Origin of the sequence: Castellaniella sp. (assembly GCF_049650445.1) — a bacterium.
Classification (GTDB): domain Bacteria; phylum Pseudomonadota; class Gammaproteobacteria; order Burkholderiales; family Burkholderiaceae_B; genus Castellaniella.
This window is the reverse complement of sequence record NZ_JBASAD010000025.1, coordinates 41,641-55,928: the sequence shown is the minus strand read 5'-3', so window position 1 is coordinate 55,928 and position 14,288 is coordinate 41,641. Positions and strand designations below refer to the sequence as shown.

Genomic DNA, 14,288 nt, shown 5'->3' with positions numbered 1-14,288 from the left:
TTAAACTTTCCCATATGGCATATTTTGAACACACGCCGATCTTCAAACTTTATGGCGGCCAGGAAGAATGGGCCCGGGCCGAGCGGGTGCACTGCGAGACCATCGCCTCGCGCAGCCGATTGCACAATTGGCATATCCGCCCACACCGCCATTCAGGCCTCTACCAGATCCTCTATCTGCATCGGGGACGGACCGTCGTCTGCCTGGACGGGACGCGGCACGCCGTCGCAGGTCCGGCGATCGTCGAGGTCCCGCAGGCCTTCGTACACGGATTCGAGTTCGATGAGGACTGCGCCGGCCACGTCGTGACGATCGCCTATCCCCTGCTGACGCGCCTGGTCCAGTTGCTGGGGCCACGCGCCGCCCTGCCCGCCCAGCCCCTCATCCACGCACTCGGACGCGGCGCAGGCACAGGCCTGCGCGATGCCTTCACGCACCTGAACGCCCAGTATCTGTCTCGGGACGATTTCCGCGACGCACGCATCGAGGCCTGGCTGACGCTGATCTACGCACAGCTACGCAGCCGCCACGCCGGCACGGCACCGGACGGCCCGCCCCGCGCTCGGGGCCTGGAGCACCACAGCCGCTTCGGCGAATTGCTGGAATCGTCCTATGCCACGCATCACGACGTGGCCTGGTACGCGGACCGGATGGGCATGACCGCCGCCCACCTGAACGTGATCACCCGCGCCCACGCCGGCAAATCCCCGCTGCAACTGATCCACGAACGGCTGGCGCTGGAGGCCGGGCGCAGCCTGGTCTACACGTCCATGGCCATCGGTGAAATCTCGGACGCCCTGGGGTTCTCCGAGCCCGCGCATTTCACGCGCTTCTTTCGGAAAACGGCCGGAGAATCGCCGCGCGCCTTCCGCCAGCGGGCCTGGGATGAGGGACATGCGGCGGACCGGGATCAGCGCCCGGCATCCCCCACGGACGCCCCGATCCCAGCATCGCCGCGCGCATAGTCCTGCCGATCGATGCCGTAGCGGCGCAGCTTGTCGTAGAGCGTCTTGCGCGGCAGCCCCAGGGTTTCAAGCGTGCCCCGGATCTCGCCCCCATGCGCGGCCAGGGCCTCGCGGATCAATTCCGCCTCGTAACGCTCCACCCGTTTGGGCAAGCTGCCGGCGCCCGCCGCCGACGCAAGCGGATCCCCGGCCGGCGCCGGCTGCACGCCCAGCACGCAGCGATCCGCGAAGTGCGCCAGTTCGCGCACATTGCCAGGCCAGTCGTGGTCCATCAGATGGCGCCACAGCGCGGGGTCCGCCGTCGGCACCGGGCAACCGAAGCGGCGGGCGGCCAGGCCCGCGAAATGGGCGAACAGCACCGGGACGTCCTCGCGGCGCTCGCGCAGCGGCGGGATGTTCACCGTCACGACATTGAGCCGGTAGTACAGATCCTCGCGAAAGCGCGCGCGCATGGCTGGATCGCCCAGGTCGACCTTGGCGGCCGCGATCACCCGCAAGTCCACGGCCCGCTGCTCATTGGTGCCCAGCGGCGCGACCTGACGCGTTTCCAGTACTCGCAGCAGCCGCACCTGCATCGCCGGTGACATGCTCTCGACCTCGTCGAGAAACAGGGTGCCGCCGTCGGCGTGTTCGATGCGGCCAACGCGACGCTTCTGCGCGCCGGTGAACGCGCCCGCCTCATGGCCGAACAGTTCGCTCTCGATGACGGATTCGGGCAACGCGCCGCAATTGATGGCGACGAAGGGCGCATCGCGCCGGCGACTGAGCCGGTGCAGGACCTGAGCCACGACTTCCTTGCCGCTGCCGGTCTCGCCGCGCACCAGCACGTCCACGTCCGCGTCGGCCACGTGCCGCAGCAATTCGCGGATCCGCACGATGGCCGGCGCATTGCCGATCAGCAACGATTCGGCAGCATCTCCGGGATACTGGGCCTGCGCTCGCAAGCGGCGGTTTTCCAGGGTCAGCCGTCGCTGCGCAGTGCCGTGGCGGATGGCGGCCAGCAGCCGTTCAGGCGCATAGGGCTTGGACAGGAAATCATAGGCGCCCTCGCGCATGGCTCCCACCGCCATCTCGATGTCTCCATGGCCGGTGATCAGGATCACCGGAATCTCGGGATCCAGGCGCCGCACCTGGCGGAACAGCGTCAGGCCGTCCATGTCGGCCATGCGCACGTCCGTGACCAGCACGCCCGAGAAGGTGTCCGTGAGAATGCCCAGCGCCTCGCGCGCGCTCGCGCAGGCCCGCACAGACACGCCCTGGAGGTCGAGCGCCTGCGCGTTGGCGTCGCGCACGTCCTCGTCATCGTCCACGAACAGCACTTCCATCGGACTCATTCCGTCGCCTCCATCAGTTCCAGTATCACCTCGAACGCCGCGCCCTCCGGGACGTCCAGGGCCTCGAGCGTCCCGCCGAACTCGGCCAGGATGTCGCGCGAGATCACCAGGCCCAGCCCCACGCCCTGCGCCCGGGTGGTGAAAAAGGGCGTGAACAGGCGCTCGCGCGCCGCCGGATCGATACCCGGCCCGTTGTCCTCGATCCGCACCCGGATGCCCCCCCCGTCACGTTCGACACTCAGGCGGATGCAGGGCCGGGTGGTGTCCGAGAGCGCCTCCAGCGCGTTGTGCAACAGGTTGACGAAGACCTGCTCCAGGCGCATGGCGTCCGCCCGCACCCGGGGCGACGGCCGCCCGGCACGCCCGTCCTCCAGGCGCACGCCCTGTCGGCCCAGGCGCGGCTCCGCCAGCATCAGCGCGCCGTCCAGGGCCGCGTCGAGCTCGACGGCGCCAACGCTCGCTGCTCGCTTGCGCGAAAACGCCCGCAATTCCTGCGTGATGCCGCCGATCCGCTCGGTCAGGCGGGCGATCGTCGACAGGTTCTCGCGCGCACGGTCGGCCTGGCCGCGTCGCAGGAACTCGCCGGCATTGTCGGCATAGGTCCGGATCGCGCCGACCGGCTGATTGATTTCGTGCGCCACGCCCGCAGCCACCTGTCCCAGCAGTGACAGCTTGTTGGCCTGGACCAGTTCGTCCTGCATCTCGTGCAGGCGCGCCTCGGTCCGGCGGCGTTCGTCCATCTCGGCGCGCAACCGCTCGTTGGCGTGCCGCAGTTCGCCGGTGCGCGCGCGGACTTCGGCCTCGAGCGCATCCCGCGCGGCCAGCAGCGTCCGGGCCCGGCGTCGGCGCTGCACGGCCCACCATCCCGCCATGCCCAGGGCGGCCAGCGCCAGCAAGGTCAGCGCCTGAGCGGCCAGCGCAGCCCGGGCCAGATCGACCGACACGGGCTTGAGCAGATGCAGGTGCCAGCCCCCCATGCGCGCCACCGCTTGTTCGATGTGCAGGACGCGCGCGCCCTTTTCCAGGCCGGCCGCTGCCCGGGTCAGGCGCAGCAGAGGCGCCGGGGATGCATCCTCGCTCGCCGGCAGAGGATCCAGGGGCAGCAGGTCCAGGGGCGCCGCGCCGAACTGCAGGCTGGTCCGGACCTGGACGGCCTCGGCCGGCGACATCGGCCGTGCCACCCGGTAATGCCAGTCCTCCGGATAGCCCAGCAGCACCACCTGGCGGTCGTCGGTGACGAATTGCGGCATGCCGCTGCGGGCCCAGGCGGACTCCAGGTCGCGGAAGCCGATCTTGAGCACGACCACGCCCAGCGGACCCTGCGCCCCGTTGATCCGCCGCGACAGATACAGGCCCGCCTCGTGGCTCACCACCCCAAGCGCAAAATGGGCAGCGTCCCGGGCGCCCATGGCATCTCTGAAATACGGCCGGAACCGGTAATCGTGGCCGACGAAGGAATCCGGCTGGCGCCAGTTGCTCGACGACACCGTCCAGCCGGACGCGTCCAGCACGTAGAGGACGGAAGGACCCAGTTCCCGAGCCAGCGTCTCCAGCCGGCGGCTCAGGTCCTCCAGTGCGGCTGGCGAGGGGGATTCGAGCACGGCTTCCAGCGCCGTGTCCTGCGCCAGCACGCGCGGAATGGCACGGAACTTGTCGAGCTTGTGGCCCAGCGCGGTCAGGCTCAGTTGCGCCGACACGCGGGCCTGCGCCTCCAGGTCCCGCAGGGTGCGGTCCCGCGCCCAGGCGCCAGCGCCCCAGAGCGCGCCCGCCAGCAGGGTCACGCCCACGATCGACAGCAGCCAGTGCGCCGCCCAGCCGGAGAGGCGGCGCGTCGAGGCACGCGGGGCGGCGGACGGACTCTGGAGCGACATATTCAATCTGGCGGATTTTCGGACATTCTATCGCATGAGCGTGCGGAATTCCGCCACATCAATCATGACAGCCACACTCTCACCCAATCAAAAATTAAGAAAATATCTTTTAAATCAAATAGATAATAAATAAACCAGTGATTGAAAAAACTGGCACAAGCTTTGCTTAGCTCTGTTCAGGCGGGCCGGTCACAGGCGCCGCCTTTCCTTGAAAAAATGCCGGTACCCACGAGATGGACTCGTCCCGCCCGGCCCTGTCTGGAGACACAGACCATGCTCGACATCCCGACCCCCGCCGCCCCCGCGCGCAGACTCCCGTTCTACCGGATTCTCTATGTCCAGGTGCTGTTCGCGATCGCCGTTGGCATCCTGCTCGGACACTACGCGCCTCAACTGGGAGAATCCATGAAACCGCTGGGCGACGGTTTCATCAAGCTCGTCAAGATGATCATCGCCCCGGTGATCTTCCTGACCGTCGCCAGCGGCATCGCCGCCATGAGCGACCTGAAGCAGGTCGGCCGCGTCACAGGCAAGGCCATGCTGTATTTTCTGACTTTCTCGACGCTGGCCCTGATCATCGGCATGATCGTCAGCCACGTCGTGCAGCCCGGCGCCGGCATGCACATCGACCCGGCGTCCCTGGACCAGGGCGCGGTGGCCTCCTATGTGGCCAAGGCGCACGACTCCACCATCAGCGGCTTCCTGATGAACATCATCCCGGCCACGATGTTCAGCCCCTTCGTCAGCGGCGACATTCTCCAGGTCCTGTTCATCGCCGTGCTGTTCGGCATTGCCCTGGCCATCATCGGCGAGCGCGCCAAACCCGTGCTGGACCTGCTCACCGCCCTGGCCGGCCCGGTCTTCAAGATCGTGGAGATCCTGATGAAGGCCGCGCCCATCGGCGCCTTCGGCGCCATGGCCTTCACCATCGGCAAGTACGGCATCGGCTCGATGCTGAACCTGGCGATGCTGGTGGGCACGTTCTACGTCACGGCCGTGCTGTTCGTGCTGGTCGTCCTGGGCGCAGTGGCCCGCTACAACGGGTTCTCGATCCTGAAACTGGTGCGCTACATCCGCGAGGAACTGCTGCTGGTGCTGGGGACCAGTTCCTCGGAAGCCGCCCTGCCCACCCTGATGCAGAAGATGGAAGGCGCCGGCTGTTCGAAATCGGTCGTGGGCCTGGTCATCCCCACGGGCTATTCCTTCAACCTGGACGGCACCAACATCTACATGACCATGGCGGCGCTGTTCATCGCCCAGGCCTGCGACATTCCCCTGAGCCTGGGCGACCAGATCCTGCTGTTGCTGGTGGCCATGCTCAGTTCCAAGGGCGCAGCCGGCGTCACTGGCGCCGGCTTCATCACGCTGGCGGCCACGCTGTCGGTCATCCCCTCGGTGCCGGTGGCGGGCATGGCCCTGATCCTGGGCGTGGACCGCTTCATGTCGGAATGCCGCGCCCTGACCAACCTGGTGGGCAACGCCACCGCCACCTTGGTGGTGGCCCGCTGGGAAGGCGAACTGGACAAGCGCCGTTTGGACGAGGCGCTGTCCTCGGGCGCAGCGCCGCTGACCACCGACGCCCACGCCCAGCCGATCGCCCCCATCGGCGCCGAGAACCAGGCCCAGGCCGCCTGAGGGCTTAGAAGAACCCCAACGCGTCAGGGCTGTAGCTGACCAGCAGGCACTTGGTCTGCTGGTAGGCATTCAGCGCCATCTTGTGGTTCTCGCGGCCGATGCCGGACTGCTTGTAGCCGCCGAAGGCCGCGTGCGCCGGGTACAGGTGATAGCAGTTGGTCCAGACCCGCCCTGCCTGGATCCGGCGCCCGGCGCGATAGGCTTGCGCGCCGTCGCGCGTCCACACCCCGGCGCCCAGGCCGTAATAGGTGTCGTTGGCGATGGCAATGGCCTCGTCCTCGTCTTTGAAGGTCATGACCGACGCCACCGGGCCGAAGATTTCCTCCTGGAAGACACGCATGTCGTTCTCACCGAACAGCAGCGTCGGCTTGACGTAGAAGCCTTCGTCCAGACCCGCGCCCGGGGCGTTGCGCGCCCCGCCCGTCAGGCAGCGGGCACCTTCGTCACGGCCGATGTCGATATAGCCCAGGATCTTGTCCATCTGCGCCTTGGACACCTGGGCACCCACCATGGTGGTCGCATCCAGGGGATGACCGGTCTTCATGGATTCCACCCGCTTGACGGCGCGCTCGATGAAACGTTCGTAGATCGATTCCTGGATCAGGATGCGCGAGGGGCAGGTGCAGACCTCGCCCTGGTTCAGGGCGAACATGCTGAAGCCCTCCAGCGCCTTGTCGAAGTAGGCGTCATCCTGGTCCATCACGTTGGCGAAGAAGATGTTGGGGCTTTTGCCGCCCAGTTCCACGGTGCTGGGAATCAGGTTGTCGGCCGCCGCATGCAGGATGTGCTTGCCGGTGGGCGTGGAGCCGGTGAAGGCGATCTTGGCAATGCGTTTGCTGGAAGCCAGCGCCGCACCGGCTTCCTTGCCGAAACCGTTGACAATGTTCAGCACGCCCGGGGGCAGCAGGTCACCGACCAGTTCCATCAGCACCAGGATCGAGGCCGGCGTCTGCTCGGCGGGTTTGAGCACCACGCAGTTGCCCGCCGCCAGGGCCGGACCGAGCTTCCAGGCGGCCATCAGCAGGGGGAAGTTCCAGGGAATGATCTGCCCCACGACGCCCAGGGGCTCGTGGAAATGATAGGCCACCGTGGTCTTGTCGATTTCGGAGATCCCGCCTTCCTGGGCGCGGATGCAGCCCGCGAAATAGCGTAGGTGGTCGATGGCCAGCGGCAGATCCGCCGCCATGGTCTCGCGCAGCGGCTTGCCGTTGTCGATGGTCTCGGCCACCGCCAGCAGGCGCAGGTTCTGTTCCATTCGGTCGGCGATGCGCAGCAGGACGCCGGCGCGTTCCGCCGCCGAGGTCTCGCCCCAGGCCTGGCGCGCCGCGTGGGCGGCGTCCAGCGCGGCATCCACGTCAGCGGCATCCGAGCGCGGGACTTCGCAGAACACCTGCCCGGTGATCGGCGACAGATTGTCGAAATATTGCCCCGCCACCGGCGCCACCCAGCGCCCACCGATGTAGTTTTCGTAGTGTTTCTTGTAGGGAAAACCGATATCGATGCCAAAGTGCTTCAGGTCGGTCATGTCCATGTTTATCTCCTGGTCGATGAGCCGGACCCCGAGCGAGCGGGACCCGGACGCGCCGCCGCGACGCGCGGCGGGCTCATTTTTATCAAAGCAAGGACCATGCCAACTTACGCCGAACATACGGGACCGGCGGGGCTTTCAAAGGCCGGGCGACGATGGCATACTGAGACAAAATGGCTTTTAAAACATGGGTTTGTCGCATTTTGCGACACTTTTCGCCGCAACCGGCGACAGTCTTTGCCGCGAACCGCGACAGGTCCGCGACACCCTCGGACAGAGGACTCCATGCAGACACCGCCCACGATTCATCTGGCGCCAGGCGCCCGCCCGCAAACGGCGACGCTCATCCACCAGTCCTGGGCGCGCTGCGCCGACCTGGACCCCGCCCTGCTGGCCGACCCCAATCCCCTGCCCCGTGCCGACCTGGACCTGCGCCGCGAAGCCCACCGGCACCTGTTGCGCCTGGCCGAGCCCAGCCTCGGCGCGCTGGGCGCCCTGGCGGACTCGGCGCACAGCGTCGTGCTGCTGGCCGACGCCAGCGGCCTGATCCTGCACGAACGCGGCAGCCACAGCTTCCAGGACAAGGCGCGCCGCGTGGCACTGCAGCCCGGCGTCAGTTGGGCCGAGCCCGCGCGCGGCACCAACGCCATCGGCACCGCCCTGCACGACGGTCGCGCCGTACGCATCCACGGCGCAGAACACTTCCTGGCCTGCAACAGCATCCTCAGTTGCCATGCCGCGCCCATCTTCTCCGCCACGGGGGACATCCTCGGCATCCTCGATCTGTCCGGCCCCGCCGACGACATGCGGGACTACGTGCTGGCCCTGGTGCAGCGCATGGCACGCGGCATCGCCGACCAGATCCTGGGCGAAAGCCCGCTGCGCCGGCTGGATTTTCGCCTCGGTCAGGGACCACAGGATGACGACCACGCGATTCTGCTGCTGGATGACGACGCCCGCATCGCCGGCGCCAACGAGGCCGCCCTGCGGACGCTGGACGCCGACTGGGGACGGCTCATCGGCACGCCCTGCGCGCAATGGATCGACGGCCCGCTGCATGCCCGGGACACCGCGCTGCACCGCCATGACGGCCGGCCCCTGACCGGCCGTCTGATCACGCCGCCGCCCGCAGTGACGCGTCCCACGCTCCCTCCACAGGCCCCGAAATCCCCAGCCCAGACGGGCAAACGCCCGACAGCCCGGCCCCTGCCCGCACCCGACACCGTCAGCAGCCCCCTGCTGGATCAGGCCGTGCGCGCCCTGGACACGGGCCTGGCCGTGCTGTTGTGCGGCGAAACCGGCACCGGCAAGGAAGTCCTGTCGCGCCACATCCACGCTCGCAGCGCCTGGCACACCGGCCCCTTCATCGCCATCAATTGCGCCGCCCTGCCCGAGCACCTGGTCGAATCCGAGCTCTTCGGCTACGAGCCAGGTGCCTTCACCGGCGCGCGGCGCGAGGGTGCGCGCGGCCTGCTGCGGCAGGCGCAGGGCGGTGTGCTGTTCCTGGACGAGATCGGCGACATGCCACTGACACTGCAGACCCGGCTGCTGCGGGTGCTGCAGGAACGCGAGGTCCAGCCCCTGGGTTCCGACAAGCGCATTCCCCTGGAGTTCGGTCTGGTCAGCGCCAGTCATCAGGACCTGAAGACGCTGGTGGCCCAGGGCCGGTTCCGTGCCGACCTGTACTACCGTCTGCAGGACATGCCCCTGCACCTGCCGCCGCTGCGTGGCCGGCCCGATCTGGCGGTCTTCATTGACGAAGCCTATCGAGCACTGGGGGGATCTCTGGCGAGAGACGCGCTGCTTGCACTGGTCCGCCACGACTGGCCAGGCAACTACCGCGAACTGTTCAGTGTGCTGCGGCGGCTGCGCTGCCAGCACCCGGGGCCGACGCCCGTCGCCACCGAGGGCCTGTTCCCGGATGGCACGGCGCCGACATCAGCCTTCCAGGCAGACGAGGGCCACGCGCCAGAAGACGGCGCCAATGTGCGCTCCAGGCCAGACACCGGCCTGCGTGCACTGGAACGTCAAGCCATCGAACAGGCCCTGCAGGCTTGCCAAGGCAACATCAGCCGCGCTGCGCGCCGCCTGGGCATCCACCGCAGCACGCTGTACCGCAAGCTGCAATAAAGAGACAAGGGGGCCCCCACGCTGCGCAGCCTGCGGCCGATTGCTGCCCCCCGAGGGGGCGCTTTTTGCCTTGGGGCGGCCCGGCGGCAAAAAGGGCCCCCCACGCTGCGCAGCGTGGGGGCCCTTGTCCATCCGGCAGAAACTTACTGCCCTTCTAGGAAGGACTTCAGCTTGTCCGCGCGGCTGGGGTGGCGCAGCTTGCGCAAGGCCTTGGCCTCGATCTGGCGGATGCGTTCGCGGGTCACATCGAATTGCTTGCCGACTTCTTCCAGTGTCTGGTCGGTGCTCATTTCGATGCCGAAGCGCATGCGCAGGACCTTGGCCTCGCGCGGAGTGAGCGAATCCAGGACTTCCTTGACGACATCCTGCATGGAACCATGCAGGGCCGACTCCGCCGGCGAGAGCGTGCCGGTGTCCTCGATGAAGTCGCCCAGGTGGGAATCGTCATCATCACCGATGGGGGTTTCCATCGAGATCGGTTCCTTGGCGATCTTGAGGATCTTGCGGACCTTGTCTTCCGGCATGTCCATTTTTTGCGCCAGGGTCGCGGGATCGGGCTCGGCACCGGTTTCCTGCAGGATCTGGCGGTTGATCCGGTTCATCTTGTTGATCGTTTCGATCATGTGCACCGGGATGCGGATGGTGCGCGCCTGATCGGCGATCGAACGGGTGATGGCCTGACGGATCCACCAGGTGGCGTAGGTCGAAAATTTATAACCGCGCCGGTACTCGAACTTGTCCACGGCCTTCATCAGGCCGATGTTGCCCTCCTGGATCAGATCCAGAAACTGCAGGCCGCGGTTGGTGTATTTCTTGGCGATGGAAATCACCAGGCGCAGGTTGGCCTCGGTCATTTCGCGCTTGGCCTTGCGGGCCTTGGCCTCGCCGGTCGCCATGCGCTTGTTGACATCCTTCAGGTCCTTCAGGGGCAGCACCACGTTGCGCTGCAGTTCGATCAGCTTCTGCTGGACTTCCTGGATCGCCGGGGCGTGGCGCGCCAGGGTCTCGGCATAGTCGTGACCGGCGGCGATTTCCTCGTCCACCCAGGTGAGATTGGTCTCGTTACCCGGGAAGGCCTTGATGAAGTGGGTGCGCGGCATGCCGGCGCGCGTCACGCAGATCGACATGGCGGCGCGTTCCTGGGCGCGGACTTCCGCGACCTGGACGCGCAGGGCGTCGGCCAGACGCTCGACCATCTTGGCGGTGAAGCGCACGCCCATCAACTGGCCGTGGATGGCTTCGCGCGCCTGGATGTAGGCGGTGGAACGGTAGCCTTCGGATTCAAAGGCCACGCGCATCTTGTCGAACCAGGTCTCGACCTCGTCGAAGATCTTGAGGGCCTTGGTGCGCAGGTATTCGAGCTGCTTGCTGCTCATGCCGCCGGCCGGACCGTCGTCCTCGTCGGAGGCCACGCCCGAACCGGCGTAGTCCTCGCCTTCCTCGTCGACCAGGCCGTCCACGACCTCGTCGATCTGGGCGGAACCTTCGCGTACGCGGCGCACGTGCTCCAGGATTTCATTGACCGTGGTCGGGCAGGCCGCAATGGCCATGACCATGTGCTTCAGGCCGTCCTCGATGCGCTTGGCAATCTCGATTTCGCCTTCGCGGGTCAGCAGTTCGACCGTACCCATTTCACGCATGTACATGCGTACCGGGTCGGTGGTGCGGCCGAAGTCCGAATCCACGGTGGTCAGGGCGGCCTCGGCCTCGTCCTCGACGTCGTCGTCGCTGGCGGCCGAAGGCACGTTGTCGCTCATCAGCAGGGTTTCGGCGTCCGGCGCCTGGTCGTAGACCGAGATCCCCATGTCGCTGAAGGTACTGATGATGCCGTCGATGGCCTCGGCGTCCACCAGATCGTCGGGCAGATGGTCGTTGATCTCGCCGTAGGTCAGGTAGCCGCGATCCTTGCCGAGCTTGATCAGGATCTTCAGGCGGTTGCGCCGGGCTTCCTGTTCTTCGGGCGTCATCTGACTGCGCGAGGGGCTGTCCTTTTCACCCTTGGCGCGCTTGCCGCCACGCTTGGGCAGAGGCTTGAGGTCGGGGATGACCTCGCCGTCCTCGACGTCGTCATCCACATAGTCGCCGCCGTCATTGCCGGCGTTCTTGGCCGGACGGCCGGGCTTGCGCCCCGAAGGCACGGCCTTGGCGGCCTTCTTGGGCGCTGCGGATTTTTCAGCCGCCGTCTTTGCGGCTGCGGTCTTTGCAGCCGCCGTCTTTGTGGCCGCCGTCTTGCGGACAGCCTTTTTCGCCACGGCAACTTCCGGCTCCGCAGCCACCCTGGCCGACTTCACCTCGGCTTCGGGCGCGACGCCTGCGGCCTTGGTTTTCTTGGCAGTCGTTTTTTTGGCGGCCACAGGGGCCTTGCCAGTTCCTTGGGTCATGTGTGGGTTCCGTTCCGTAGACTTGAAGTCTGATTGCTTGACAGCTTGCTGCACGACAACTTATTGAAAACCATATAGTTTACTGCATTCGGCAGGCCGGGGCACCCCCTGCCGCAACACCCCCCACGTCGCGCCTTGCAGGGCGCTCCGATTCGGCAGGCACAGGACAGTCCGCAGGGACTGTCCTGTGTCCAGCCTCATCCCGCCCCGGCCTTGAGCCTGGCCAGGCGACGGCTGAGCTCCTGATAGCGGCGGCTGTCTTCCTCCGTCACGAGCCCGGAGGCGATCAGCCGATCGCATTGTTCCTGCACGGACTGGCGCTCGATGGCGCGCAAGGCGTCATCCCATTCGGCCTGCGGGTCGGGCAGATCCTGGGCCATCAACTCGGTGGACAGATCCTGGATCGCCCGCGCAAGGTCCGATTCGGGATCGGCAGCCTGCAGCAACGCCCCCGCATGCGCAGCGCCGCACGTGCTGGCCAGGCCGACGAGCTGCCTGACCATACCCAGATGGGGATGGTGGGCCAATAATTCAAGCTGCTGGTCTCCCAGCCCCGCCACCAGGGCGGGATGCGCCAGCAACAGCCGCAGCAGCCGTCGCGCCATGGGCGTAACCTGGCGCGAACCACCTCTGCCCCGAGGCGGCTTCCGGCCGGCGCCTCGCGGCGCCTGCGACGGCACGGCATCCGCCCAAGGCGGCGCACCGTCCAGATCCATCCCTGCGCCCGGGTCCTCATGGCCCAGCCACGGCGCACCCTCCGGTTCCGACGCATGGCCGCCCTCCGGATGAGAAAAACGCGCGGTGCCATACGTGCCGGAGCCCGTGACACCACCCTGTCCGGCCTGCCGTCCCGTACCGGCAGACGGCCCGGCGCCACCCGCCGCCGGGCCTGCGGCGGCCAGCAACTGCGCCAGTTCCTCCGGTGTCAGGCGGACCTGGCGGGCGAATTCGCGCTCCAGTTGCAAGCGGAACCCACCCTCGGGCATCTGCGCGAACAGTGGCCGGGCCTCGTACACACAGGCAGCACGGCCTTCGGCCTCGTCCAGATCATGGCGCGAACCGAGTTCGTCGAGCATGAAGCGCGACAGCGGCATGGCCTCGTCCAGGCAGGCGCGCAGGGCCTGGACGCCGTAGGCCCGCACGTAGGAATCCGGGTCGTGGCTTTCCGGCAGGAACAGAAAGCGCATGGAAATGTCTTCGGCCACCCAGGGCAGGCAGGCCTGCAGGGCCCGCCAGGCGGCCTTGCGCCCGGCGCTGTCGCCGTCGAAGCTGAAGACGATGCGGTCGCTGGCGCGGCGCAGCTTGCGCAGGTGTTCTGGTGTGGTGGACGTGCCCAGCGTCGCGACCGCGTTGTTCAACCCGTACTGGGCCAGGGCCACCACGTCCATATAACCCTCGACCACCAGCACGCAGCCCTCGGCGCGGATGCCGGCACGCGCCTCGTGCAGACCATAGAGTTCGTGGCCCTTGGAAAACAGGCCGGTCTCGGGGGAATTCAGGTATTTGGGCTCACCCGCTTCGATCAGCCGGCCGCCGAAGCCGATCAACTGGCCGCGCTGATTATGGATCGGGAACATGACCCGGCCGCGAAAGCGGTCGTGGCGCCGGCCGTCCTCGGACTCGATCACCAGCCCCGATTCCAGCAACGCCGGGTCCTCGTAGTGCGAAAAGACCGTCGCCAGCCCACGCCGGTCGCGGCTGGCCCAACCCAGGCCATAGCGGGCGGCGATCTCGCCGCTCAGACCCCGGCGCTTCAGGTATTCGATGGCTTCAGGCGCCTGTTTCAGGGCGGCGCGATAGTGCGCCTGAGCCTGATCCAGGATGCGGTGCTGACGCGAGCCCTCCTCGCGGCGCTCGCGGTCGGCGGCGCGCTGGCGAGGCGTGCGGGATTCTTCGGGCACCGATATGCCGACACTGGCCGCAAGACTGCGTACGGCCTCGGGAAATGGGGCCCCGGTGTGCTCGGTCAGGAAGCGCAGCGCGGTACCGTGCGCACCGCAACCGAAGCAATGATAGAACTGCTTGGTCGGACTGACGGTGAACGACGGCGACTTTTCATTGTGAAAAGGGCACAAACCCAGCAGGTTTGCGCCCCCTTTGCGCAGCTTGACGTACCGGCCGACGACGTCGACGATATCGACGCGCGCAAGCAGTTCCTGAATGAAAGATTCAGGAATCAATCAATAGAGTCGCGGCGGCAGTTGTTGGCTGCGGATGCGCTTGTAGTGGCGCTTGACGGCGGCAGCGTGCTTGCGCTTGCGCTCGGCCGTGGGCTTTTCGTAAAACTCGCGCGAACGCAGCTCGGTCAAAAGACCGGTCTTTTCGATGGTGCGCTTGAAGCGCCGCAGGGCGGCCTCGAACGGCTCGTTTTCTTTGAGGCGGACAATCGACATGTAAATCCTTGAAAGCCTGTAGCGCATGGGCGGCGGATAACCAGGCTATCC

9 protein-coding genes are annotated in these 14,288 nt (G+C 66.9%); 3 read left to right on the top strand and 6 right to left on the bottom strand.

The window, feature by feature from the left end:
* The first annotated feature begins 14 nt into the window (after positions 1 to 14).
* Positions 15 to 965, top strand: a complete 951-nt coding sequence (locus tag WA983_RS08825; RefSeq protein ID WP_424248106.1) for a helix-turn-helix domain-containing protein — start codon at positions 15 to 17, stop codon at positions 963 to 965.
* Here the strand turns inward: WA983_RS08825 and WA983_RS08820 are convergent.
* Both WA983_RS08820 and WA983_RS08815 read right to left on the bottom strand, forming a co-directional pair.
* Positions 911 to 2,299, bottom strand: a complete 1,389-nt coding sequence (locus WA983_RS08820; protein ID WP_424248108.1) for a sigma-54-dependent transcriptional regulator — start codon at positions 2,297 to 2,299, stop codon at positions 911 to 913. The two genes, WA983_RS08825 and WA983_RS08820, sit on opposite strands and share 55 nt — an antisense overlap.
* Positions 2,296 to 4,170 carry a sensor histidine kinase gene (locus WA983_RS08815; protein WP_424311924.1) on the bottom strand — a complete coding sequence of 625 codons (1,875 nt, stop codon included), beginning with the start codon at positions 4,168 to 4,170 and terminating at the stop codon, positions 2,296 to 2,298. Before WA983_RS08815 ends, WA983_RS08820 begins: the two co-directional genes overlap by 4 nt.
* A 273-nt stretch (positions 4,171 to 4,443) precedes the next feature.
* Between WA983_RS08815 and WA983_RS08810 the strand changes: the two genes are divergently transcribed.
* Complete coding sequence (locus WA983_RS08810; RefSeq protein WP_424311923.1) at positions 4,444 to 5,805, top strand: dicarboxylate/amino acid:cation symporter; 1,362 nt, start codon at positions 4,444 to 4,446, stop codon at positions 5,803 to 5,805.
* Between the two features lie 4 nt (positions 5,806 to 5,809).
* Here the strand turns inward: WA983_RS08810 and exaC are convergent, their stop codons facing one another.
* Positions 5,810 to 7,336, bottom strand: coding sequence for an acetaldehyde dehydrogenase ExaC (exaC, locus tag WA983_RS08805; RefSeq protein WP_424248111.1), 1,527 nt, complete (start codon positions 7,334 to 7,336; stop codon positions 5,810 to 5,812).
* Between the two features lie 282 nt (positions 7,337 to 7,618).
* Here exaC and WA983_RS08800 point away from each other — a divergent pair, with 282 nt between their 5' ends.
* A complete protein-coding gene (locus tag WA983_RS08800) occupies positions 7,619 to 9,463 on the top strand; it encodes a sigma-54-dependent Fis family transcriptional regulator (RefSeq protein WP_424248113.1) in 1,845 nt (614 codons plus the stop codon).
* A gap of 143 nt (positions 9,464 to 9,606) precedes the next feature.
* On the opposite strand, the gene rpoD is transcribed toward WA983_RS08800, so the two are convergent.
* The 3 genes from rpoD to rpsU all read right to left on the bottom strand — a co-directional run bounded on the left by rpoD (position 9,607) and on the right by rpsU (position 14,237).
* Positions 9,607 to 11,844, bottom strand: coding sequence for an RNA polymerase sigma factor RpoD (rpoD, locus tag WA983_RS08795; RefSeq protein WP_424311922.1), 2,238 nt, complete (start codon positions 11,842 to 11,844; stop codon positions 9,607 to 9,609).
* Positions 11,845 to 12,041: 197 nt separating this feature from the next.
* Complete coding sequence (gene dnaG, locus WA983_RS08790; protein WP_424311921.1) at positions 12,042 to 14,024, bottom strand: DNA primase; 1,983 nt, start codon at positions 14,022 to 14,024, stop codon at positions 12,042 to 12,044.
* The gene (rpsU, locus tag WA983_RS08785) at positions 14,025 to 14,237 is read right to left on the bottom strand and encodes a 30S ribosomal protein S21 (protein ID WP_424251931.1); all 213 of its coding nucleotides are present in this window, start codon (positions 14,235 to 14,237) and stop codon (positions 14,025 to 14,027) included.
* Positions 14,238 to 14,288 lie beyond the last annotated feature (51 nt).